Source organism: Streptomyces yongxingensis (assembly GCF_055597465.1).
Genome location: NZ_CM145717.1, coordinates 10,555,924 through 10,579,569, shown reverse-complemented (window position 1 = coordinate 10,579,569; position 23,646 = coordinate 10,555,924). Strand labels below are relative to the sequence as shown.

Here is a 23,646-nt window from a genome sequence, read left to right as displayed (position 1 = left end):
CGGCCTCACGGTTGAACCCCTTTGACAAAACGGAACACCGCTCCTTACATTAATCGGAACGACGATCCGTTTTCGCGGCTACCCGGAGACGGACACTCCTGACCGCCTCATCTGTTCCAGTCGAACGAGACCTGCGGCAGAGGCCATTGAAGGGATATGCGCACCTCATGAGTGAACCGACATACGCAGCCGACGCCTTCGGCTCGCCCACTCCCGTCCTCTCGGTCAGCCCGGTGGTGCTGCCGGCTCCCGGCCGAGCCGTGGACCTGGAAGTGCGCGTCTCCGCGCCCGTGACCGGGGGCGACCTGCCGGTCATCCTCCTCTCGCACGGTCAGGGCTACTCGAACCACCTCTCCTCGCTGAACGGATACGCCCCTCTCGCCAACTTCTGGGCCGCACACGGCTTCGTCGTGATCCAGCCCACCCATCTGAGCTCGCGGACGCTGAGCCTGGATCCCGACACCCCCGGCGCGCCGCTGTTCTGGCGATCGCGGGCCGAGGACATGATGCGCGTCCTCGACCGACTCGATGTGATCGAGGCCGCCGTTCCACAACTCCTCGGGCGCCTTGACCGGAGCAAGGTGGCCGTGGCCGGGCACTCGATGGGCGGGCACACCGCGAGCCTGCTGCTGGGCGCCCGGCTCACCGATCCGGACGACGGCACGGAGGTGAACCTGGCCGAACCCCGGATCACGGCGGGTGTGCTGCTTGCCGCGCCCGGCAGGGGCGGCGATGCCCTCACCGAGTCCACGGCCGAGAACTTCCCCTTCTTCCTGACCACGGACTTCTCCAAGATGACCACGCCCGCGCTCGTGGTCGCCGGTGACAAGGACGCCTCTCCCCACCTGACGGTTCGCGGCCCGGAATGGCACACCGACCCGTACTTCCTCTCCCCCGGCCCCAAGTCCCTGCTCACCCTGTTCGACGCGGAGCACGGACTCGGCGGGGTCTCCGGCTACGACGTCGCCGAGACCACCGACGAGAGCCCCGAGCGAGTGTCCGCGGTCCAGCGGCTCACCTCGGCCTACCTCCGCACGCGGCTCAACCCCGGGGATTCCGCGTGGCAGGCGGCGTGCGACGCGCTGGCGGCCGACCCCGCCCCGCTCGGACGAGTCGAATCGAAGTAGGCCGGGAAAGCGGCACCATCCCCGCGGCGGCCCGGGCGCCCCGCCGCCCCGGCGCAGAAGTCAACGGACCCAGACGGCCCGGCGGAAGGTCAGCGCGGCGCCGGGGGCGCGGTCGAGCATGGCCGCCTTCCACCACTCGCGCATGACGCCCGGAACGGTTTCCTCTTCGGCGGCCAGCACCTCGGCGTAGAACTGGGCCCGGTTCGCTCCGGTCAGCGCGTCACCGATGCCGTTGATCGTGTTCGGGATCGCCGGGATCCTGCGGTCGGTGGGGTGTTCGGGCTGTGCGCTCATCTCCGAGTTCCCTTTCCCGCATCGGGTGCGACGGTCGGCTGCCCCGGTCGGGACGCCTTCGCCCGGGTCATTCTCTCGCAGGACGCGTGCTTCGTGGGGCGTAGTGGGAGATCAGGGTAGCCGGTGGGCCGCTTCACCGTTGGGGTAGCCGGTGGCCCGCCCCCCCCGCTGGGCGGCTCGGCGGCGCCACCGTACGGCGCGGGCGGCCTCGGCCACCGTTCGCTCACAAGGAGACAGCGGCCCCGTACCACCGCGGCGGTACGGGGCCCCGCGGCGTCAGCGAGCGCTGCCCAGGTCTCGGTCGGCGTCGGCGCCCTCGAGCATGAGGGTGGTCTCCTCGATACGGCGGAAGCGCCCGTCAGGGGCGAACTCGGCGAAAAGGTAGACCTCCGTGCGCACGGCGGAGCCGTCGGTCTTGACGACGTCGATGACATGACGGTCCGCGTAGCGGTCGTCCTGCGCGAGTTCGTCGAGGACCTGGACCGATCCGTCGGCGACGATCGCGCGCAGATGGGCGATATGGGCCATGAACTCACCGCGGTCGTCCCAGCGGCCGTCGGTGCGCTGGCGGTAGTCGGGGGCGAAGTGCCGGTCGACGGCCTCGACCAGTTCGAGACCGGGCGTGAAGAGCAGGTCGGTGAGGGCGGTGGCGATGTCGGTACGGGAGGTGGGGGTGGAGGTGGCAGTGGCCATGACGGTGCCCTTCGGTTTCGGAGGCCGAAAACTGCGTGCGCCGAGCACGCACTTGAACCGTACCGCATATTGCGTGCGTCGCGCACGCTAGTCTTGGAGTCATGCCGACCGATGTGGGACACGAGATCGCCGACGCACTGGGAACGCTGCTCAGGCGCAGCACCCGAGAGCAGATCTACCGACGCCTGACCGAGGGCCTGGGCGAGGCCGTGGACGAGGTGACCTACCCCGTGCTCAGCGGACTCGCCCGCACCGGACCGCGCAGCGCCGCCGGTCTCGCCGACGAGATCGGCCTGGACCGCTCCGGCGTCACCCGCCGCGCGACCCGCCTGGAGGAAGCCGGCCTGCTGTGCCGTGAACCCGACCCTGCCGACCGGCGCGCCACTCTGCTCACCCTGACCGAAGCCGGACGAACGGCGGTCGAATCCACCCGACAGCGCCTCGCCGCGCACATCGAGGACTCCCTCGCCTCCTGGCCGCCCGCCGAAGCACAGACCTTCGCCCGCCAGTTGCACCGCTTCGTCGATCAGGGGCCCTTCACCGCATAGCTCGGCCGAAGGCCGGTCTGGGCCACTGCCGCCCGCATCAGGTCCGCCGTGCGCGGATCCGCCGGGAAGAACGTGCGGTGCCCGAACGATCGTGACGCCTGCGGCGGGCCGCTCCCCTGCCCACCCCTTCCCCGAAACCGGGGCTCCGCCCCAGACCCCGGGGTCCAGGGGGGTCTGGGGCGGAGCCCTGCCACGCGGCGGACACCCCGTAGCGGCACGCGGGTCAGGAGAGCCAGTCGGCGTAGCGGGTGGGGGCGAGGTCGGCGCCCGTGTCGGTGAGAACGTCACCCTTGACGGCGCCGAACATGCCGGCGGTGGGGTCGGTGACGACAGTGCGGTTGTCGCCCTTGTGGGCCAGGGTGATCCGGCCCAGCTCGTCCAGGGGGAAGACCTCGGGCCCTGCGACGTTTCGAATGCCGCGCAGCGGGGGACCCTGGGCCACATCCGCCACCGCGGCGGCCACGTCCTTGGCGGCGATCGGCTGGATCGGCGTGGCGGGCAGCCGGACGGTCTCGCTGTCGGCGGTCCAGGACAGGGTGGCGTCCATGAACTCCATGAACTGCGTCGCCCGGACGATCGAGTACGGGATCGGCCCGGCCGCGAGGATGTCCTCCTGGAGCGCCTTGGCCCGGTAGTAGTCCAGCTCCGGCACCTGGTCCACACCGACGATCGAGAGGATCACGAAGTGGCCGACGCCGGCCTTCTGGGCCGCGGCCAGAAGGTTGTTCATCGAAGTCTGGAAGAAGGCCGGGGAGGCTTCGTCGAACGTCGGGGAGTTCGTCAGGTTGACGACGACGCCGGCCCCCGCCACCGCCTCGTCCAGCCCCTGACCGCTGATGACGTCGACCCCCGTGGACTGCGAGTGCGGCACCGCCTCGTGCCCGGCGGCCTGCAGAATCTTGACGACTTGCGACCCGATGAGCCCGGTACCGCCGATGACCGCGAACTTCATGACAGACCTTTCGTCGAGGTATGTCCGTAAAGAGACAGATAACCCCGATACGGCATTCCATGCACCGAACTCGACCTCGGACACGTTCCGTCCAAGGCCGTCCACGAGCCGCGGAGGGGACGGCTCCCGGGGCGCCATTTCGCCTCGCTCAAAGATCGACGAGCGGGGCTGGGGGCTCTATGCACACGGTAGAGGTGGCGTCGCGGGACTCTCCCGGTCCGGGTACGCCGGGCGGCGCACGCACACACGCATGCAGACTCACATGGGGAAGAGGCATCATGGCCAAGAGCACCGTGCGGACTCCTGCCACTCCGGACGCCCTGATGGATCCACTCCTGAACCGTGGTGTGGCGTTCACGCGACCGGAGCGGGACGAGCTGGGCCTGACCGGGCGGCTGCCGTCCGGGGTGCTGACGCTGGAGCAGCAGGCGCAGCGCGCCCACCAGCAGTTGCGGGCTCAGGACAGTGACCTGGCCAAGAACGTGTACCTGGAGCAGCTGCACGACCGCAACGAGACCCTGTACTTCAAGGTGCTCACCGACCACCTCGTGGAGCTGCTGCCGATCGTGTACGACCCCACGGTGGGCGAGGCGATCGAGAGGTACTCCCATGAGTACCGCCGCCCCCGTGGCGTCTTCCTCTCCATCGATGCCCCGGAGGACATGGAGAATGCCTTCGCGACGCTCCGGCTCGGGCCCGAGGACGTGGACCTGATCGTGTGCACCGACGCCGAGGAGATCCTGGGCATCGGCGACTGGGGCGTGGGCGGGATCCAGATCTCGGTCGGCAAGCTGGCCGTCTACACCGCGGCGGCCGGTATCGATCCGCGCCGTGTCATCGCCGTGTCACTGGACGTGGGCACGGACCGTGAGTCGCTGCTGAAGGACCCGCTGTACCTCGGCAACCGGCATCCCAGGGTCCGCGGCGCCGACTACGACGCCTTCATCGAGAGGTATCTGCACACGGCCTCGTCGATGTTCCCGGGCGCACTGCTGCACTTCGAGGACTTCGGCCCGAGCAACGCCCGGCGGATCCTGGAGACGTACGGCCGCGACTACCGGATCTTCAACGACGACATGCAGGGCACCGGTGCGATCACCCTGGCCGCGGCCCTGTCGGCGGTCAAGGTCGGCGGGGTGCCGATGCGTGACCAGAAGCTCGTGGTCTTCGGCGCGGGTACGGCTGGGGTGGGCATCGCCGACCAACTCCGTGATGCCATGATCCGCGACGGCGCGAGCCCCGAGCAGGCCACCGCACAGGTCTGGCTGATCGACAAGCAGGGCCTGCTCACGCGGGACATGACCGACCTGCGTGACTTCCAGCAGCCCTACGCGCGCGACCGCTCGGAGGTCGCCGACTGGGCGGCCGACGGCGGCGCGATCCCACTGCTGGAGACCGTGCGCCGGGTCGAGCCGACGATCCTGCTGGGCACCTCCACCGTGCACGGGGCGTTCACCCGCGAGGTCGTCGAGGCCATGGCGGCGGGTACCGAGCGCCCGATCGTCTTTCCGCTCTCCAACCCGACCTCACGCATCGAGGCCATGCCGGACGACATCATCGCCTGGTCGAACGGCAAGGCCCTGATAGCGACCGGCATCCCCGTCCCACCCGTGGAACACGACGGTGTGACCTACCGGATCGCGCAGGCCAACAACGCGTTGCTGTACCCCGGGCTGGGCCTGGGCACGATCGTCTCCGGAGCGTCCACGGTGACCGCGGACATGCTGCTCGCGGCCGCTGAGGCGGTGGCCGACCAGGTCGACCTCGGGCAACCGGGCGCTTCCCTGCTGCCGCCGGTGGAGAACCTGCGCGAGTCCTCGGCGGCCACCGCGACGGCGGTGGTCAAGGCGGCGGGCGGCGAGGGTGTCGCCACCAGCGAGCCGGCCGATCCCGCCCAGGCCGTCCACCAGGCCATGTGGGAGCCGGTCTACGGCGACGGAGCGGCGTCATGACCGCGCGGCACCCCGCCTCGGGCGGCGACGGCGCCCCGGAGATCCGCGACCTGCCCATCGGCCTGCACGCGACCGGCACCCGCCGGGAGACCGACTCGATGGGCACCATCGACGTCCCGGCGGACCGGTACTGGGGCGCGCAGACACAGCGATCGCTGATCCACTTCTCCATCGGGGACGACCGGATGCCCAAGGCCGTCTACCACGCCTACGGCCACGTCAAGAAGGCCGCCGCGCTCGTCAACGGGCGGGCCGGGCGGCTGCCGGCCTGGAAGGCCGACCTGATCCAGCAGGTGGCCGACGAGGTCATCACGGGCAGGCTCGATGACCACTTCCCGTTGTACGTGTGGCAGACCGGATCCGGGACACAGTCCAACATGAACACCAACGAGGTGATCAGCAACCGCGCGATCCAGCTGGCCGGTGGCGAGTTGGGCAGCAAATCGCCCATCCACCCCAACGACCACGTCAACATGGGCCAGTCCTCGAACGACACTTTCCCCACCGCCATGCACGTGGCCGCGGTCAAGGCGGTCCACGAACGTCTGCTGCCCAGCGTGCGGGCGCTCCAGCGGGCGATCGAGGCCAAGGCGGACCAGTGGCGCGACGTGGTGAAGATCGGCCGCACCCATCTGGAGGACGCGGTGCCGCTCACGGTCGGACAGCAGTGGTCCGGCTACGCCCGTCAACTGGACCAGGCCGCGGACCGGGTCACCCGGTCCGCGGAAGGACTGTACGAACTCGCCGCGGGCGGTACGGCGGTCGGCACGGGGCTGAACGCGCCACCGGACTTCGGCGAGCGGATCGCCGCCGAGATCGCTGCGGCCACCGGCTACCCGTTCACCACCGCCGCCAACAAGTTCGCCGCGCAGGGCGGCCTGGACGCCATGGTCGGCGCCTCGGCCGGGTTGCGGGCCCTTGCCGTGCCGCTGATGAAAATCGCCAACGACATCCGGTGGCTGGCCTCCGGGCCCCGCTGCGGCCTCGGTGAACTGCACCTCCCGGCGAACGAGCCGGGGTCCTCGATCATGCCGGGCAAGGTCAACCCGACCCAGTGCGAGGCGATGGTCATGGTCTGCATCCAGGTGCTCTCCGAGGACTCGGCCATCGCCTTCGCCGGCTCACAGGGCAACTTCGAGCTCAACGCCATGCGCCCCGTCATCATCAACAACTTCCTGCACGCGGCCACCATCCTCACCGACGCCTGCGCCAAGCTGCGCGAGTACTGCATCGAGGGGGCCCGGCTCAACCGCGACCGGATCGACGATGACGTCAACCGGTCGCTCATGCTGGTCACCGCGCTCTCCCCCGTCATCGGCTACGACAAGGCATCGGCCATCGCGCACAAGGCCGACGACGAGGGCACCACCCTGCGCGAGGCCGCGCTGGCCTCCGGCGACGTCACCGCGGAGGACTTCGACCGCATCGCCGACCCGGCCGCCATGGTCGGCCCGGCCGAGCGGCGCGGGTGACGGGGCCGTAACGGCCGCCGTCGTGCGGGCCGCCGAGTTCCGGTTGTAGATATATGCGCCTCTCTCGCTCGGAACGTGCGCTTCCGTACCTATGTCGTGCCACACTGTGGGTGGCCCTCACCGCATCCCCCGTCGGTGAGGGCCACTTACGTCAGGAGGCGTCGGCCTCGCTCGCCTGTGACCTGGCCGAGCGGTACGGGCTGTCCGTGCCGGAGTTCGACCCCGAGCTGTCCTGATCACCGGATACTTCGGCGGCTACGGCGAGTACAGCGCCGCACTCGCCACCGCCGAGGTCGAGACCGCCGCTGAGATGGGCGAGCTGGTGCGCGACCGCTGCAAGCCGGTGGCCGTGCACACCATGTACCCCTACAGCGATGCCGCCGGGGTACTGCGTCGAGGCCATGGCGGATCCGCGCGACGGTGTCGAGCTGATCGTCGGCGTCCGGCGCGACCCCGGCTTCGGGCCGATCACCATGCTCGGCCTCGGCGCGGTCACCACCGAGGTGCTGCGCGACGTGGCCTTCGCCCTCGCCCCGCTCACCCCGGGCAGGCCCGTGAACTGCTGGACCGGCTGTGCTCCGCCGCCCTGCTGCACGGCGTACGCGGCCGACCCGCCGTCGGCCTCGACGCACTCGTCCACACCATCGCCGCCATCACTGACGTGGCGGCGGCCCACCCGGAGATCGCCGAGCTGGAGGTCAACCCGCTGCTCGCCACTCCGCGCGGATGCCAGGGCCTGGACGCCCGCATCGTCCTGGGCTGAGCCCATCGCACAAGAGCGCTTACCCGCGCCACATCAACAGGAGGAACACCGTGGAATTCGCCCTCAGCCCCGTCTGCTCGAACTCAAGCAGCGTGCCGCCGGCCTGACCGGCAAGATCATGCAGTTCGAGGACGAGTGCGAGGCCAACAACGGTCTGCCGCCCGAAGCCCACGCCGCCATCCGCGAGGAGGTGCTGGCCCATGGCCTGCAGGCCATCAACATGCCCGCCGAGTGGGGTGGCGCGGGCCTGACCGTTCTCGAACAGGTCGTCGTCCAGGACGAGTTGGGCAAGCTCACCAACGCCCTGTGGGACGCGGTGTGGCGTCCGGCCAACTGCCTCAGATCACCGAGGAGCGGCTGATGATCGCCGCGCGCACGATCGGCGCCGCCGAGCGCGCGCTGCGGGCGCCGTTCCCGAGGTCAGGACAGCGGCTGCTCGCACCAGATGAGCTTGCCGCCCGGTGTCTGCCTCGTGCCCCAGCGCTGAGTCAGCCGTGCCACGAGCATCAGGCCACGGCCACCTTCGTCGAACACGCGGGCCCTGCGCAGATGCGGCGCGGTGCTGCTGCCGTCGAATACTTCGCAGATCAGTGAGCGGTCGCGAATGAGCCGCAGCTCAATGGGCGCGCCACCGTGGCGAACGGCGTTCGTGACCAGCTCGCTGACCACCAGCTCGGTGATGTAGCCGGCGGTTTCCAAGCCCCACTCACTCATTTGACGGACGGCCTGCGCACGAGCGCCCGACACCGCCTCGGGCTCGGCCGGCACATCCCAGGTGGCGACCCGGTCCGCGTCGAGGCGCTGGACCCGGGCCAGCAGCAGCGCGGCGTCGTCGGCGGGGTGGTCGGGGAACAGCGCGCTGGAGACCCGGTCGCACAGGGCCTCGGGCGAGGCACTCTCACCGGTCAGCTCGCGCAGCAGCCGATTGACTCCCGTGGCCGCGTCGCGCTGCCGGGACTCGATGAGGCCGTCGGTGTAGAGCGCGAGGAGGCTGCCCGCCGGCAGCTCCACATCGATCGACTCAAACGGCAGGCCGCCCAGGCCCAGCGGAGGGCCACCGGGCAGTTCCAGCAAATCCGCCGTCCCGTCCGGCCACACCACCGCGGGGAGCGGATGCCCCGCGCGGGCGAGGCAGCAGTGGCCGCCCACCGGGTCGTATACGGCATACAGGCAGGTGGCGCCCGTGTCTCCAGGCGCGACCCCCTCCGCGCCCGTCTCGGACTCGGTGGCCAGCCGGATGACGAGGTCGTCGAGGCGGGTCAGCAATTCGGCCGGAGCCAGATCGACGTCCGCGAGAGTCCGCACGGCGGTGCGCAGCCGGCCCATGGTCGCGGATGCCTGGAGACCATGGCCGACGACGTCACCGACGACAAGCGCCACCCGCGCGCCGGACAACGGAATCACATCGAACCAGTCGCCGCCCACACCGAGTTCGGGAGCGCCCGGCAGATACCGGAACGCCGCATGGACCGCGGATTGTTCCGGCAGCCGCTGGGGCAGGAGGCTCCGCTGCAGTGTCAGGGCCGCCATGTGCTCGCGTGTGAAGCGCCGGGCGTTGTCCAGGCAGACGGCGGCCCGCGCGACCAGTTCCTCGGCGAGGGACAGATCCTCGGCCTCGAAGGGCTCACAACGTCGCGACCGGAGAAACATCGCCACCCCCAGCGTCGTGCCCCGGGCGCGCACGGGCACGATCATCCAGGAGTGGATCCCGTACTCGTTCACCTTGGCCAGGCGCGCGGGATCCTCCGCGATCCAGGAGATCGCCTCGCGCATGGTCCGGTACAGCGCGGACCGCCCCGTGGCCAGGCAGCGGGCCTGTGCCGAGTTCGCCGTGTACCAGTCCACCTCCCCCACCCTGACCACGGCCTCCGGCGTGCCCTCCCGGACGGACCGGTGCGCCACCCGGCGCAGCACCACCCCGTGAACCGGGCCCGGCGGCGGCTCCTCGCCGGTCAGCAGCGCTTCCACCAGGTCGACGCAGAGGAAGTCGGCGAGCCGGGGAACCACCAGGTCGGTCAGCTCCTGTCCAGTGTGCATCACATCGAGAGTGCTGCCGACGCGCGTGCTGGCCTCGTTCAGCAGGGCCAGCCGTTCCCGGGTTCTGTACTGCTCGGTCGAGTCGATCATCGTGGCGCAGACACCGACCACGTGGTCGGCCCGGTCGCGCAGCGGGGAGGCGGACACGGTGAAACGCCGGTCGTGATCGGGGTCGCGCACGGTTCTCCCGGAGAGGAGGAAACCCTCCTCGGCCCGCCCCGTGTCCAGCACCCGGCGCATCCGCGCCTCCCACTCCCTGACATCGGCTCCGGCCACGGCCGCGGACAGGCCCTGACCGATCCGCTCCTCGTCGGGTACGCCCGTCAGGCGGCGCATCGCTTCGTTCTGCCGTACGCAACGCATCCCGGTGTCGTAGACGGCCACGGCGACAGGAGAGCCGGTCAGGAGCCAGTCCGCCAGCGCCTCGTCCGTCGGGGCCCCCCGCGCCGCCCGGGACACCTTCCCCGGCTCCTGGACCAGCAGCCACAGCGGTCCCTCGTCGGCCCCTCCCACGAGGCAATACGCCCGGGCCGGCACCTGCCGGCGACGGCCTTCCGGGTGCCGGACCTCGAGTGTGCCGCGCCACTCGTCCGGGCCGGAGGTCCGCCAGTGGGGATGGGTTTCGAGCAGGCCGGCCACCGGGCGGCCGACGGCATCCCCGGCGCCGAGGCGGACCAACCGGGCCGCATCGGCGCTCCATGCCACGACACGGCCCAGCGCGTCCGTCACGGCCAGTGGTGTTCCCGTGGCTCCGAGCGGCGCAGGAGCCTCGTCGGACGGCATGACGCGGTCCTTCATGCACTCCAGAGTGCCCCCAGGGCCATGCGCAATCAACCAAAGGACCGGTCGGCCGCGGGGGCGCCCGCGGCGCCCCCGCGGTGCGATCAGCAGGTGGAGTTGGTCTGGGTGAGGAGGCCGAGGCGCCAGGGCAGCGTGTTGTAGTCACCGCTCGCGTTGGGGTTCATGCCCTGGTAGAGGTATTGGATCTTGCACGGGTTGATGGTGAGGGTCTGGTCGTTTCCGGCGCGGATCATCTCCCCGTGGCTGATGTCCTTGGTCCAGGCGCCCGAAGGGAAGCTGGTGGTGCTGGCCCGGGCGAACGGGTTGCCCTCGGAGGCGGCCAGCGGGGTCCAGGAGCCGGCGATGCTGCCCGAGGTCCAGGAGCGGAAGTAGCGCCGTCCGTCCGAGCCGATGGCTTCGACGATCAGCAGGTACTGGTTGCTGTCCTGCACCTTGTAGACGTTGCTCGCTTCGAACAGGGCGTATTTGTTGGAGTCCTGGGCGGCGATGACGGTGTTGGTGAACCCGTTCGGGAACTGGCTCAGGGAGGTCTGCGAGCGGTACAGGTGCCCGTTGTCGTCGGAGGAGAACAGGTAGCAGTTGGCACTGTCGCAGATGACCCACATGTCGACCCAGTAGCCGTTGCCGATGTTCTGCCGGATGATGTCCGGCATCGAGGAGTAGAAGTTGCGGGGGGCGCTCCACCCGTTCGGGTTGCTGATGTCGCTGTTGGTGGAGTACGAGGCGTTGCCGGTCTGGTAGACCAGGTACCACGTCTTCTGCGGTGCGAAGTAGAACACCTGGGGTGCGGCCCGGTATCCGGTGCCGATGCCGCTGCGGTCGAGGTAGTAGTGCGGTGCGGAGGCGGCCTGGGACCAGTCGGTGAAGTTCAGGTACACCAGGCTGTACCCGGAGGAGCTGGCGACGCTGGCGAACACGTGCCACTTGCCGTTGTGGTAGACCACGGTCGGGTCCTTGAGCCCGGCGATGTTGTGGGTGGTGTCCGGTTTCGGCGCGATCAGTGAACCGCTGGAGCTCCATCGGAAGCTGGACGGCAGCGAGGCGGCCGGGGAGGCGGACGAGGCGGGGGACGATACGGGGGACGCCGATGAGGCCGTGGCCCTGGCCGCGGGGGTGCCGCCCAGGGCGGTCAGGGTGGCGTTGTACGCGGCCTTCTTGTTGCCGCTGCCGTCGAAGAGCAGTGGTTTCTCCCCGGCGCGCCAGGAGTCGGTGTCGCGGATGCCCCATACGGTGATGCCGGTGCAGCGCGAGACGTTCATGCAGGCCCTGACCGTGTTGGCGTACGCGGTGGTGGGCGCCTGGGCGATGTCCAGCTCGGTGATCTGCACGTCCACCCCGAGGGCGGCGAAGCTGGACAGCGTGGTCTGGAAGGAGGCCGGCGGACCACCGGTGCCGAAGTGGGCCTGGAAGCCGACGCAGTCGATGGGGACACCGCGTGACGTGAAGTCGCGCACCATGCGGTAGACGCCCTGGGTCTTCGCGTCGGTCCAGTTCTCGATGTTGTAGTCGTTGTAACAGAGCTTGGCCGCCGGGTCCGCCGAGCGCGCGGTGCGGAATGCCTGCTCGATGAAGCCGTCGCCCAGCAGGTTCTGGAAGACCGAGGGACGGTGCTGGCCGCTGCCGCCGTCGGCGAACGCCTCGTTGACCACGTCCCAGGCGTAGACCTTGCCCTTGTAGTGGGCCATCTGGGTGGTGATGTGGTTGTTCATCACGCTGCGCAGGGTGTTCGCGTCGCCGATGGAGCTGACCCAGCTGGGCAGCTGGGAGTGCCAGACCAGGGTGTGGCCCCGTACGCGCTGTCCGTGCGAGGTGGCGTGGTTCACGATCTGGTCGGCGGGGCCGAAGTTGAACGAGCCGCGGGACCTCTCGGTGGTGTCCCACTTCATCTCGTTCTCGGGGGTGACCATGTTGAACTCACGGTTCAGGATGGAGGCGTACGTGCCGTCACCGAGCTTGCCCCCGGCCACGGCGGCTCCGAAATACCGCCCGGACTGGGCCGCCTGTGCGCCCAGGGTGGAAGCCCGGGCGGAGCTGGCTGCGTTGGTGGGTGCGGCGGTGGCGGTCCCTGCCACCGCCATGACACCGGCGGCGACGAGTCCTAACACCGAGACGCGGCGCCGGCCACCTCGGTCGGGTCGGTTGCGAAAGTTCATCTCTCTCCTCGAATGGGTGGGTTTCTATGGGAGCGCTCCCAAAATTGGCCGTACGAGTGCCTTCGCGTCCGTGTGCGGACAGTGGCCCGGAGCGGGCCGGTCAGGGGGTGGTGAGTTCGAACCGGGTGACGTTGACCGCGCCGCCGAGTGCCTGGGTGGCGTGGTTGAAGATGGCGTACCGGTAACCCATGAAGAACCGCCAGTCGTTGCCCATGGTGAACGAGGGCCCGAGGCGGGTGAAGCGGGTGCCGTCGGTGCTGTAGGAGAAGGTGCCCGGCCGTCCCGCGCCGGGGCGGATGTCGGCGGTGGCGCGCAGCCAGATGCGGCCGCCCTGGACAGCGGCGCTCGCGAGCTCCGTTCCGGTGCCGGTGGTGTTCCAGTTGCCGTCCATGGTCAGCCCGCTCACCATCGCCACCCGGGTCGCACCGCCGTCCCGTTTCACACCGATCCACGCGGACGAGTCGCGCAGCAGTGCCAGTCCGGCCCGGTCGCCGTCTCGCATCGCGGAGTAGTCGAGCTCGATGGTGGCGGTGGAGGTGGGCCCCTGGATCCGGTGGGTGAGGGTGTTGCGGGCCCCGTACAGGTCGTTCGTGACCGTCGCGGTGCGCAAGGTCAGGCCGTTGTTCACCGACCACTTGGTGTTGTCCGGGTTGTGGTTCCACTCCCACGTCGGCTTCAGGGACGTACCGTCGAAGGTGTCGACGCCGGTCAGCGGGGCGGCCTGGCGGGACGGGGCCGGGACGGCGGCCGGGCTCGGATACGACGTGCCCCAGGCGCCGTTGACCAGCTGCACCACCGGCCAGCCGTCGGAGGTCCAGGTGACCGGGGCCAGTACCGGGATCCGGCCGCCGGGGTAGGCGTCCACGAAGGCCATGTAGTACCAGGCGCCGCCGGGAGTCTGTACGAGCCCGCCCTGGTGCGGCACCCCGCCACCGGGGACCGGACCGCGCAGGTCGAGCAGGACCTGCCGCATCGTGTAGGGGCCGAACGGGCCACTGGTCGACTTCAGGATGTACTGACCGTTCGCCGGGCGGGTGAGGAAGATGTAGTAGTTGCCGTTGATCTTGTAGAAGCGGGAGCCCTCCAGGGTCCCGACGCTCGACGGGGCGGTGAACACCTGCTGCGCGCGGACCTGGTCGCGCCCGTCCGCGGAGAGCTGGGCCACGCTGATGGTGGTGTTCCCGTACGCCACGTACATGGTGTCGTCGCCGTCGATGAGCAGACCCGCGTCGTAGTAGGCGTTGTTGATGGTCGTGAGTCTGGTCCAGGGCCCTTCGACGGACGGGGCGGTGTAGATGTACGACTTGGAGAACTCGATGCAGCCGAGCCAGTAGAACGTCCGGTTGCTCGGGCGGTAGGCCAGCGACGACGCCCAGACGCCCTTGACGTAGGCGCGGGAGCCGCCCAGGTCGTACGCGGGGCCGAAGTCCAGCACCGGTACCGAGTGGCCGGCGAATTCCCAGTTGACCAGGTCGTACGAGCGGAGGATGGGCGCACCCGGCGAGTAGTGCATCGTGGAGGCCGAGTAGTAGTAGGCGTTGCCGACGCGGATGATGTCGATGTCGGCGAAGTCCTGCCAGATCACCGGATTCGTGTATTGCGCCGCGGTGGCCGAGGGGGCGGTGATCGCGACGGTGCCGCTGGAGGCGGCGGCGCGAGCCGCGAAGGCGGCGGGGGCCGTGGCCCCCGCGATCAGGCCGGTGGCCGTTGCCAGGGCAGCGCGGCGGCTGTGCTCGTGATGACGCCATGACATGGAGGATCACTCTCCTTCTGCATGAGCGGAGGAGTCACAGGGACGACGATGTACGTACGGCATCACATGCGCGCGGATGAGCCTCGTGCCACGGACATGCCCGCCCCACCCGATTGCTGTTCGGCCTGCCGAACAGCAATCGGAGGTTCGGACAAGCATGGATGATAGGCAGGCGGCGAGAGACGTCAACACCCCTCGCGCAACCGGTGCTTCCCGCCCGTGCCCGCCGGCGGGCGCGCGCGCCGTTTTCCTTCCGCTGGGCAGAAACCCGACTTCAGGGTGTCTCCGGCGCACCTTACGCTGCGCACGCGCTGCGCTTCCGGCAGCGCGCACCCGCGCCGTGTCCTGGAGGTCCATCGATGCGTCCAACCCGTCGTTCGTCCAGAAGGACTCCGCCGTTACGGTCCCGTGTCGTGGCCGTGCTGATCGTGCTGGCGACCACCCTCGCCTCCGCGCTGTTCGCCGTCTCGGTCACACCGGCCGCGGCCGCCGCGCGGCAGTCCCAGAGCAGGCCCGCGACCGGACCGTCCGCCGAGAACGCTGCCGTCCGCGCGGCGATCCCGAATCCGACCACCGCTTCACTCGAGGCCACGAACGGGCCGCTGACCACCGCCACCTACACCGTTCCCAGTCCGAGCGGGTACGGCTCCGGCACGATCACCTACCCGACGGCCGACGGCTCGTACCCGGGCGTCGTGCTGATGCCGGGCTATCAAGGCACCCAGCAGAACCTCCAGTGGCTCGCACCCCGCCTCGCTTCCTGGGGCTTCGTCGTCATCAACGTCGGCACCAATACGCCGGGCGACGATCCCGCGTCGCGCGGCCGCCAGATCAGCGCCGCCGGCACCCAGCTGATCTCGTTCGGCTCCACCGCCGGCAACCCGATCTACGGGAAGGTGAACGGCACGCTCGGTGCGGCCGGTCACTCGATGGGCGGCGGCGGTGTCATGGCGGCCCTCCGGGACGACTCCCGCTTCAGGGCGGGCGTCCCCCTGGCCCCGTACTACCCGAACCAGAACTTCTCCGGTGTCACCGACCCCACCTTCTTCATGACCTGTCAGAGCGACCCGGTCGCCCACGGCAACACCTACGCGCTGCCCTGGTACAACTCCATGTCCCAGGCCGAGAAGCTGTACATCGAGGTTCCCGGCGACCATCTCTGCCCGATGACCGGCTACGGCAACAAGGCCAAGCAGGGCAAGTGGGTCGTGTCGTTCTTCAGCCGCTGGCTGTACGGCGACACCCGCTTCAGCCCGTTCCTGTGCGGTGCCGCGCGGGAGGCGGACAAGAACAGCCCCTCCCTGGTCACGCGCTGGCAGGACACCTGCCCGTTCTGAGCGGGTCCTCGCAGGGCTCCTGCGCTACGTCGCAGGAGCCCTGCTCACGAGTCTGTTCTGCCCGCTCCATCCGCGTCCGCGCCCTGTGGAGGCGTCGGCTCACGCGCCGTTCCGCCGATGGCACAGCGCCCGGGAGATGGCCCGGCCGGTGGCCATGACGTCGGGCGCGAGCACGCTCCGTCCGGCGGCAGCGGCCCCCGGGACCACGGACACGGCGGCCACGACCTCGCCCGTCGCGTCCCGCACGGGAGCCGCGGTCGACACCGTGCCCACCGCACCGTGCCACCGGCCGATCACCGCGAAGCCCGTCCCCTCCACCTCGGTGAGCATGCGACGCAGGCCGGTCGGCGGGGCGTGGTGAGCCAGATAGCGTTCCTGGGTGGTCGCCCCGGCGTACGCGAGGAGCACCAGGCCGTCACCGGTGGCGTGCGCCGGGCGCCGACCGCCGACCGGTTCGCCCGCTCCGTCGGTGTCCGGGGTGCCGATCCGCTCGACGAGCACCGTCTCCATGCCGTCCAGTACCGTCAGCCGAACCTGCTGCCGCCCGGTCTTCCGGTGCAGGCCCCGGAGGAAGGGCATCGCCACGTCTCTCAGTTCCAGCCGCCGTGGGGCCATGGCCGCGACCGCCCACAGGTGCAGGCCGATCTCATAGCGGCCGTTCCGGTTGCGGTCGAGCGCACCCCAGGACACCAGCTCGCCGACGAGCCGGTGAGTGGTGGCCAGCGGCATCCCGGTCCGCCGGCTGATGTCCGAAAGCGTCAGCCGACGGCGTTCTCCGGCGAACGCGTCCAGCACGCTGAGAACCCGGCCCGTCACCGAGCGGGGGGCTGGTTCCTTCTCAGCGGGCGCGCCGCTGGGCGGAGGGGGAGGCGGCGCTGAACGCATCTGGCGGTCCCTTCGGCGGATAGGGCCGTGCGGCAATGTTGGCATGTATACAACAAGAGGTTCCGACGCGCGCGGTGGCACGGCCACCCCTCGCCCCCGGATATGAAGCTGTCGTTTACGCATAAGACAGTCGTGCTCACGGCGGAGCTGCCTTTCCCCGGCGCCCGGGGAGCACGAGCAGACGGCCGGATTGATGCACATGACGCATCGACAGATACCGGTCCGGATGCTGGACACCGTTCGGACACGGCTTGGAGACTCACCCTGGTACGGCGACGCCCCGCCACCTGCCTCGCCATCTGCCCCGCCCCCGGAACGACGCCGCCCCGCCGCGCGTCGGCGCTCACCACGCCGTACGGCTCTTCCTCGGTTCACCGCACCAGGCGAACGGCTCCACATCCGGCCCTCCTTCGGGCCGCCCGACACCTTACGGAGGACCCATGCGCGACATCACCAGACGTACGGCGCTCACCATCGCCGCGGGTACCGTCACCGCCTCGACGGTGAGCAACGCGGCCACCGCCGCGGCCGATGCCCCGGCGCCGCGCCGACCGGCGGCGTCCGGAGCCGGTCCCGCTCTGCGGACCGCCCTCGTCACACGGGTGACGCCCAGGAACAACTGGCGGGTGACCGCCGTCGCCATCCACTACGCGAGCCCCATCGTCCTGCGCGGCGGCGTCATCCCACCCTCCGCGTTCCAGGTCACCGCCGACCTCGGCAGGCAGAGCGCGGCCCGGACGGTCACCCGGGTCTACCCGAACACCGCGGCCAGGACGGACGACCACCACACCGCGGGACGGCCGGGCAGATACCTCATCATCGAGCTCGACCCGAACGACCCCAATGCACAGGCATCCGGCACCGATCCCCTTCCGCTCCAACGTGCCTACGCCATCAGGCAGGTGGCCGATGTGCGGACCCCGGACGGCGACCTGGTGCTCGCGGCCGGCCCGCTGGCGATCCGGAACGACGACGTGATCAACCCGGTGGTCGACGACTTCACGGCGGGATCGTTCACCGACTCCACGGGATTCGAGCTGGCCTTCCGGCTCTACCAGCCGGAAGGCTTCGTACTCAGGCCGGGGGCGACCACCCGGTATCCGCTCGTCGTCACCCTGCACGGCGGCGGCGAGGTGGCCGACAACAACATGACCCAGCTCACGGCCAATCGCGTCGCCGTCACCTTCGCCAAGCCGGAACGCCAGCGTCGGCACCCGGCGTTCGTGCTCGCCCCGCAAATCCCGCTCCCCCGCCCCATGGACGGACCCGACGGTACGGACTGGACGGACTCCAAGGTCCGAGCGGCGCTGGTCGAACTCATCGACACCTTCACCACACAGCGCCCCGTCGACGCGGACCGGATCTATCTCGTCGGCCTGTCATCGGGCGGGCGAGGCATCTTCGACCTGCTCCCGAGGCGTCCCCACACCTTCGCCGCGGCCCTGGCCACCGCCGGCTGGGGCGACCCGTCCACCATGGGCGGAATCACACACATCCCGATCTGGGCCGATCACTCCATCGACGACCCGGTGGTCCCCTACCGCGAGGGACGGTTCGGAAAGCCCGGCACCTGGACGCTGATGAACGCGCTGGAGAGCGCCGGTGCGCGGATCACCCGCAGGGAGTGGGCCAACGACCTGCCCAAAGCGCAGTTCGAAGCCCGGTCCAGGGCCCTGCTGAACCGGGCCCGCCGGGCCGGCAGCCATGTACTGTTCACCAGCTACACGCCCGGAACGACGCCGGTGAGCCCGCACTTCGCATGGGCACAGACCTATGAGAACGACGTCGTCATCGACTGGCTCTTCGATCAGTCTCGTTAGGCCCCTACACCCCTGACGGCCGACCAGGTCCAGCCCTGGTCGCCCCCGTCGCCGAGGTCCAGCCCATCGCCCCGGTCAACGTCACCCGGGCGCCGCGACGAGCAGGCGGCGGTACCGCACGCCCGGGCGCCCACCCACGGTGGCCTCTCCCACCCGGGTGAATCCATTGCGGCCGAGCACGGTCATGGAGGCCACGTTGTCGAGGCTGGTGTACGCCGTGAGGGTGGAGAGCCGGTACGCCGTGGCGGCGAGACGGCACACTTCGCCCACCGCGGCGGTCGCCATCCCCCGGCCCGCGGCGCGCTCGCCGATCCGGTAGCCGAGTTCGGCGTCCCCTTCCTCGACGTCCACGAGATTGACGCGGCCGACCAACTCTCCCTGGTCGTCCACGACGACATGGAAGTGACACACACCGGCGTCCTGCTCGGCGAGCCGGGCACGGTGCACGGATGCGAACTCCTCGAAGTAGGCGTCCCCCCGGTCCGAGATCGACCGAGCGAAGTACTCCCGGTTCTCGCGCTCGAAGGCCAGCAGGGCGGGCGCGTGATCGGCCCGGAGCCGTTCCAACCTCAACATGCCCAAAAGTATACGTAACGAAGGCCGTGTCCGCCCACGGCCCCGGCCCACCAAGCATTCGGTGCGGAATTCTCCGCAGCCCGCCGTATCCCCGGGAAAGAAATCCACAAGCTGCTCGCGCATCATGCCTATCCCCCAAGTATCCGGCCCGAGTAGCCTGTTCTTCCGCCGATACTGTCGTGCTTGGGAGGCTGAGAGCCAGTGATCGTACTCGGTTACAACGGATTCAGCAGAGGTGCGGAGCTTTTCGGGCGTCTCTACGGGGCGACTGGTGTCGGCCGTAATCTCTTGGTGGGTCATGACGCCGCGGCGGCTCTGGTGATCGACGGCGAGGTGGTGGCGGCGGTCGAGGAGGAGCGGCTGAGCCGGGTCAAGAAGACCTCCGATTTCCCGGCCCACGCAATCACCTGGTGTCTGAACTCCGCCGGCGTCGACCTCGACCAGGTCGACGTTTTCGCTTTTCCCTGGAGGTTTTCGCCTACGGTGGCCGAGGAGATGATTTCGGGGATATGCGACTCCGACCTGCCGGTCACGGCGAAGTTCGACGCCCTGCGCAGCACGGGTGAGCTCTACACCGGCATGCTCAGCCCCGACGCCGTGTACCACGACTTCGTCGAGCGCACCGGCCACGAGCTGGATCCCAACAAGCTCACCCTGGTGCCTCACCATCTGGCCCATCTCATGTGCGGCGCCTACCTGGCCGGCGGGGGCGATGCCGCCTTCCTGGTGAGCGACGGCCGGGCGGAGACCCTGTCCTCCGTCATGGGCGAGCTGCGGAACGGCGTGGTCCGCCTGTTCGACGAGAGCGCGGTCCCCATGACCAGCTCGCTCGGGGTGGCGTTCGGGCGGATCACCCGCTATCTCGGGTTCGTGCCGAACAACGACGAGTACAAGGTCATGGGCCTGGCCGCGTACGGCCCGCCGCCGCGGCACAACCCGCTGCTCGAGCGCGTTGTGCGACTGCACGAGAACGGCTCGTACACCATCTCCGTCCCCCGGGACATATCGGCCTACTACGCACTGTTCGACAGCCTGTTCGGCGGCGACAGCGAGAAGCGCGAGCAGTTCGACTTCCGCGTCAAGGTCGCCGGGCTGGCACAGCACATGGTCGAGGCCGTCACCGCTCATCAGGTGCGGGCGCTGACCGCGGCCTCCGGCCTGGACACCCTGCTCTTCGAGGGCGGGCTGGCGCTGAACTGCGTGGCCAACACGAAGATGCTGGAGAGGTCGCCGTTCACCGGCATGGAGGTCAGCTTCGGGGCCAGCGATCCCGGGGTCGCCATTGGCGCGGCCGTGTACGCCGCCGGTCTCAGGAATCGGCCCGCCGACGCGGTCACCACCCCCTACCTGGGGCCTTCGTACGACGAGCGGCAGGTCCAGGACACGCTGACGGAGTACGCGGACCGCGTCGAGTGGCAGGAGGAGCCCGACGCCGCCTCGATCGCCGACCGGACGGCGGAGCTGCTGGCCGGGAAGAACGTCGTGGGGTGGTTCCAGGGCCGGACCGAGTTCGGGCCGCGCGCCCTGGGCAACCGCAGCATCCTCGCCAACCCGGCCTTCCCCGACATCAAGGACATCATCAACCTCCGGGTGAAACACCGGGAGCCCTTCCGGCCGTTCGCGCCCGTCATCCTCGAGTCGGAGGCCCCGCGCGTCTTCTCGATGGGCAAGAAGACCTCGTCCCCGTATATGACCTTCGTCTTCCCGGTGCGGAAGGAGTACCAGGAGCGGATCCCCGGCGCCTGTCACGTGGACGGCACGGCGCGGGCCCAGACGGTGAACGAGGCGCAGAACCCCGCGCTCGCCCGGCTGTTGCGTGCCTTCACGGCCCGGACGGATGTGCCGTGTCTCCTCAACACGTCCTTCAACGTGGCCGGTGAGCCCATCGTCTGCTCGCCGCGGGACGCGTTGGAGTGCTTCCTCGCCACCGAGATCGACTATCTGGTCATCGACCGGTTCGTGATCACCAAGAAGGGGAGCTGAGCCGCCGGCCCGGGGGGCGTGTGCGCCCCGCGGGCCGGCACCGCTCAAGCCTTTGGGAGCTGAATGGGCTCGTTCGGCCCGCCCTTTGTCTCGATGGTCAGGAACGACAGAACGTCATCGCCGATGTTCTTCAGGTCATGAAGGTGGTATCGCCCCGCGGGGCAGCAGAAATGCTGGGACTGTCCCCGGGCATAAGAGATCTCGTGCGTGGTGCCATCGCTCGAGTGCTGGCGGGCCCGGCCATTTGTCAGGGCTATCCAGAAGTAGTCCAGCACATGCCGATGGACGGGAATTCGCTCTCCCGGCTGAAGATGGGTCTCCCAGATGCGCAGTGAATCGGTCTCTTTCACCAGCGTCTGACCGATCCACCCGTGATGGACGTTGGTGTCGAATTCCTTGTGCAGCGCCGGGCTCCAGCGAGCATAACCCTCGGCGACGACAGTGCTGGAGAGAGGGATATCGGAGCGAGAATCTTTACCCACGAGCGGGATCCTTTCGCTGAACGATACGGCTCACAGAGCGGAGGAGAGTGCTTCGAGCAGGGCGGTGTTCGCGCGCCGATCGCCGATGGTGATGCGGCAGGTATCCGTGATCACCCGCCCGGTGTCGGCGACGACGATTCCCGCGCCCCGGAGCTGGTCCATCACGCGCTCGTGCTTGTGCAGTCGGACGAAGAGGAAGTTGGTCTCCGAGGGGAACACCCGGGCCACCGCGGGATGCTCGGTCAGCGCCGAGGCCATCCGGTCACGCTCGGCACGGATGCGCTGGATCCCGGCGAGCACCCGCCGCACATTGGTCAGCCGGTCCCGCACGGCGTGCTGGGAGGCGTTGGTGAACCCGAAGGGCACCTGCACCCGGCGCAGTGCCTCGATGATGCCGGGCTCGGCCAGGGCGATCCCGCAGCGCGCGCCGGCGAGCCCCCACGCCTTGGAGAGTGTCCTGAGCACGATGAGGTTGTCGTGCTGTGCGATCAGCCGGGCGTACGAGGGCTTCTCGCTGAACTCGACATAGGCTTCGTCGATCACCACCAGCCCGCGGCCGCGAGCCACCAGGTCGTGGACCTGCTCCGGATCCAGTCTGGTCCCGACGGGGTTGTTGGGGTCGCACAGGATGGTCACCCGTGGATCGGCCGCCAGGATGCGGTCGGTGTCGAGCTGGGACAGGTCGTCGCCGTGCAGCGGCACGTCGACGACGGGCAGGCGCAGGAGGTGGGCGAAGTGGCCGTAGAGCGGGAAGGTGGGTGGCGTGACGCAGACGCGCTCGCCGGGCGAGGCCAGCGCCGCCAGGAGCAGCATGACGCCGTCCACCGAGCCGCTGCTGAACAGCAGGTGGTCCGCGCTCAGCGACTCCACGCCCTCGTGGCCGGGCAAGGTCGCGATCGTGGCCAGGTAGGTGCCGGCCAGCTCTGTCGTGTCGAGGTGGGGGTACTCGCCCGCGGCGCCCAGGAACGGGTTGGTGTTGCTGGACAGGTCGATCGTGTCGAACCGGGGCACCTGGCGGAAGCGGGCCGGGCCCGGGACCGGAACCCCCGTGACGGGGGGAGCCGCGTACTCCGACAGTGGGTGTTCCGCTCCCCCTTGCTCAGGGGACGCGAGGCCGGGGGCGCGCAGCCAGTGGTCGAGGGGCACGAACAGATCGGCTCCGAGGCGGCGCATGCGGGGGACGTCTCCCCGGCCGAGGTGGACCCACTCCAGGCCGGAGCGCCTGGCGTGGAGGTACAGCCGGTACACGGACGCGGCGAAGAGGTCGTCCCGTTTGGCGGGGTCGTCGTGGTCGATGGCCTGTGTGAGGGAGTAGATCCCCCGGCCGTTGTGGGACGTGGTGAGGAGCCCGACCTGGACCACGGCGTTCTGTTTGCGGCGCACGAGCATCTCGGTGCGTTTCGCCAACGGGCCGTGTGCCAGGGCGTCGAGGGCGTTGGCGTTGTACAGGTTGTCGTGGCCGCCGTGGCGTTCGGCATGACGCCGGTGAAGCTTGACGAAGGCGTCTCGCGTCCAAGGACTCCTGTCGAGCTCGCTCAGCCGGATCCGCTCCCAGGTCATTTCAAGGGAGACCTCGCGGTCGCGGCGGCGGAGGTCGTTGAGTTGTCCGTCGCCGATGCGGGTCCGCAGGACCTCGTCCACGTCCCCGGTCAGCCGGACCACACACTCGCTCTCGGTGGCGATCGGAACGAGCCTTGCCGACCGCAGCGCACTGGTGTCGTCACTGCGGCGCACGTTGGGCACCAGGACCTGGGGCACCCCCAGTGCCTCGGCGCGGCGGACGAGTTCATCGAGGGCGTGGCGGGTGGGGGCGGGGCTGGTCGGGTGGTACGGGGCCCCGCCGCCCACCAGGGTGGGGCGCTCGAGTACCGCGGTGTCCAGGGCGGCGAACGCGCCCGCGCCTTGGTCTAGTCGGGCCAAGGAGCACACCGGGTCCTGGGCCCCGAGGGCGGCGGACAGCACGTGCTGAAGCGCGTCGATATCTGCGGACCTGCGCATGCTCGTTCTCCACTCCTCGT

The 23,646-nt window shown here is 69.7% G+C and carries 19 protein-coding genes and 1 pseudogene; 9 read left to right on the top strand and 11 right to left on the bottom strand.

All coding sequences use genetic code 11. The annotated features are described in order from the left end of the window. The first annotated feature begins 167 nt into the window (after positions 1-167). Entirely contained in the window at positions 168-1,127 is a 960-nt protein-coding gene (locus ACZ6TD_RS44805; protein ID WP_471347555.1) for an alpha/beta hydrolase family protein, read from the top strand. A 60-nt stretch (positions 1,128-1,187) separates the two neighbouring features. Here the strand turns inward: ACZ6TD_RS44805 and ACZ6TD_RS44800 are convergent, their stop codons facing one another. Beyond that, a complete protein-coding gene (locus tag ACZ6TD_RS44800; RefSeq protein ID WP_471347553.1) occupies positions 1,188-1,421 on the bottom strand; it encodes a hypothetical protein in 234 nt (77 codons plus the stop codon). Between the two features lie 276 nt (positions 1,422-1,697). Further along, positions 1,698-2,114: a nuclear transport factor 2 family protein gene (locus ACZ6TD_RS44795; RefSeq protein ID WP_471347551.1), complete on the bottom strand. Its 417-nt coding sequence runs from the start codon at positions 2,112-2,114 to the stop codon at positions 1,698-1,700. A 101-nt stretch (positions 2,115-2,215) separates the two neighbouring features. Between ACZ6TD_RS44795 and ACZ6TD_RS44790 the strand changes: the two genes are divergently transcribed. Next, complete coding sequence (locus ACZ6TD_RS44790) at positions 2,216-2,662, top strand: MarR family winged helix-turn-helix transcriptional regulator (protein WP_471347550.1); 447 nt, start codon at positions 2,216-2,218, stop codon at positions 2,660-2,662. Between the two features lie 223 nt (positions 2,663-2,885). Here ACZ6TD_RS44790 and ACZ6TD_RS44785 read toward each other — a convergent pair whose 3' ends face one another. Next, positions 2,886-3,614, bottom strand: a complete 729-nt coding sequence (locus tag ACZ6TD_RS44785) for an SDR family oxidoreductase (RefSeq protein ID WP_471347548.1) — start codon at positions 3,612-3,614, stop codon at positions 2,886-2,888. A gap of 278 nt (positions 3,615-3,892) precedes the next feature. Here ACZ6TD_RS44785 and ACZ6TD_RS44780 point away from each other — a divergent pair, with 278 nt between their 5' ends. Both ACZ6TD_RS44780 and fumC read left to right on the top strand, forming a co-directional pair. Next, positions 3,893-5,566: an NAD-dependent malic enzyme gene (locus ACZ6TD_RS44780; protein WP_471347546.1), complete on the top strand. Its 1,674-nt coding sequence runs from the start codon at positions 3,893-3,895 to the stop codon at positions 5,564-5,566. Continuing rightward, positions 5,563-7,038 carry a class II fumarate hydratase gene (gene fumC / locus ACZ6TD_RS44775; RefSeq protein WP_471347544.1) on the top strand — a complete coding sequence of 492 codons (1,476 nt, stop codon included), beginning with the start codon at positions 5,563-5,565 and terminating at the stop codon, positions 7,036-7,038. Before ACZ6TD_RS44780 ends, fumC begins: the two co-directional genes overlap by 4 nt. Before the next feature lie 151 nt (positions 7,039-7,189). Here fumC and ACZ6TD_RS44770 read toward each other — a convergent pair whose 3' ends face one another. Next, entirely contained in the window at positions 7,190-7,393 is a 204-nt protein-coding gene (locus ACZ6TD_RS44770) for a hypothetical protein (RefSeq protein WP_471347543.1), read from the bottom strand. A 19-nt stretch (positions 7,394-7,412) separates the two neighbouring features. Here ACZ6TD_RS44770 and ACZ6TD_RS44765 point away from each other — a divergent pair. Both ACZ6TD_RS44765 and ACZ6TD_RS44760 read left to right on the top strand, forming a co-directional pair. Then, positions 7,413-7,801, top strand: a pseudogene (locus ACZ6TD_RS44765) (acetate--CoA ligase family protein). A gap of 118 nt (positions 7,802-7,919) precedes the next feature. Then, positions 7,920-8,162 carry an acyl-CoA dehydrogenase family protein gene (locus ACZ6TD_RS44760; RefSeq protein WP_471347541.1) on the top strand — a complete coding sequence of 81 codons (243 nt, stop codon included), beginning with the start codon at positions 7,920-7,922 and terminating at the stop codon, positions 8,160-8,162. A gap of 59 nt (positions 8,163-8,221) precedes the next feature. On the opposite strand, the gene ACZ6TD_RS44755 is transcribed toward ACZ6TD_RS44760, so the two are convergent. The 3 genes from ACZ6TD_RS44755 to ACZ6TD_RS44745 form a co-directional block, all read right to left on the bottom strand. Further along, entirely contained in the window at positions 8,222-10,636 is a 2,415-nt protein-coding gene (locus ACZ6TD_RS44755; protein WP_471347539.1) for an ATP-binding SpoIIE family protein phosphatase, read from the bottom strand. Positions 10,637-10,722: 86 nt separating this feature from the next. Beyond that, on the bottom strand, positions 10,723-12,792 hold the full coding sequence (locus ACZ6TD_RS44750; RefSeq protein WP_471347537.1) for a glycoside hydrolase: 2,070 nt from the start codon (positions 12,790-12,792) through the stop codon (positions 10,723-10,725). A gap of 100 nt (positions 12,793-12,892) precedes the next feature. Further along, a complete protein-coding gene (locus tag ACZ6TD_RS44745; RefSeq protein ID WP_471347535.1) occupies positions 12,893-14,545 on the bottom strand; it encodes a glycoside hydrolase family 43 protein in 1,653 nt (550 codons plus the stop codon). 413 nt (positions 14,546-14,958) lie between these two features. Between ACZ6TD_RS44745 and ACZ6TD_RS44740 the strand changes: the two genes are divergently transcribed. Continuing rightward, positions 14,959-15,882: a poly(ethylene terephthalate) hydrolase family protein gene (locus ACZ6TD_RS44740; protein ID WP_471347533.1), complete on the top strand. Its 924-nt coding sequence runs from the start codon at positions 14,959-14,961 to the stop codon at positions 15,880-15,882. Positions 15,883-15,981: 99 nt separating this feature from the next. Here the strand turns inward: ACZ6TD_RS44740 and ACZ6TD_RS44735 are convergent, their stop codons facing one another. Beyond that, a complete protein-coding gene (locus tag ACZ6TD_RS44735) occupies positions 15,982-16,698 on the bottom strand; it encodes an IclR family transcriptional regulator (RefSeq protein WP_471347531.1) in 717 nt (238 codons plus the stop codon). Positions 16,699-17,207: 509 nt separating this feature from the next. Between ACZ6TD_RS44735 and ACZ6TD_RS44730 the strand changes: the two genes are divergently transcribed. Next, on the top strand, positions 17,208-18,587 hold the full coding sequence (locus ACZ6TD_RS44730; protein ID WP_471347529.1) for a PHB depolymerase family esterase: 1,380 nt from the start codon (positions 17,208-17,210) through the stop codon (positions 18,585-18,587). An 81-nt stretch (positions 18,588-18,668) separates the two neighbouring features. Here ACZ6TD_RS44730 and ACZ6TD_RS44725 read toward each other — a convergent pair whose 3' ends face one another. After that, a complete protein-coding gene (locus ACZ6TD_RS44725; RefSeq protein ID WP_471347528.1) occupies positions 18,669-19,163 on the bottom strand; it encodes a GNAT family N-acetyltransferase in 495 nt (164 codons plus the stop codon). A gap of 201 nt (positions 19,164-19,364) precedes the next feature. Between ACZ6TD_RS44725 and ACZ6TD_RS44720 the strand changes: the two genes are divergently transcribed. Beyond that, on the top strand, positions 19,365-21,146 hold the full coding sequence (locus ACZ6TD_RS44720; RefSeq protein WP_471347527.1) for a carbamoyltransferase family protein: 1,782 nt from the start codon (positions 19,365-19,367) through the stop codon (positions 21,144-21,146). Between the two features lie 44 nt (positions 21,147-21,190). On the opposite strand, the gene ACZ6TD_RS44715 is transcribed toward ACZ6TD_RS44720, so the two are convergent. Together ACZ6TD_RS44715 and ACZ6TD_RS44710 are read right to left on the bottom strand one after the other, a co-directional pair. Beyond that, entirely contained in the window at positions 21,191-21,628 is a 438-nt protein-coding gene (locus tag ACZ6TD_RS44715) for a cupin domain-containing protein (protein WP_471347526.1), read from the bottom strand. 30 nt (positions 21,629-21,658) lie between these two features. Further along, positions 21,659-23,626 carry a pyridoxal phosphate-dependent aminotransferase gene (locus ACZ6TD_RS44710; RefSeq protein ID WP_471347525.1) on the bottom strand — a complete coding sequence of 656 codons (1,968 nt, stop codon included), beginning with the start codon at positions 23,624-23,626 and terminating at the stop codon, positions 21,659-21,661. Positions 23,627-23,646 lie beyond the last annotated feature (20 nt).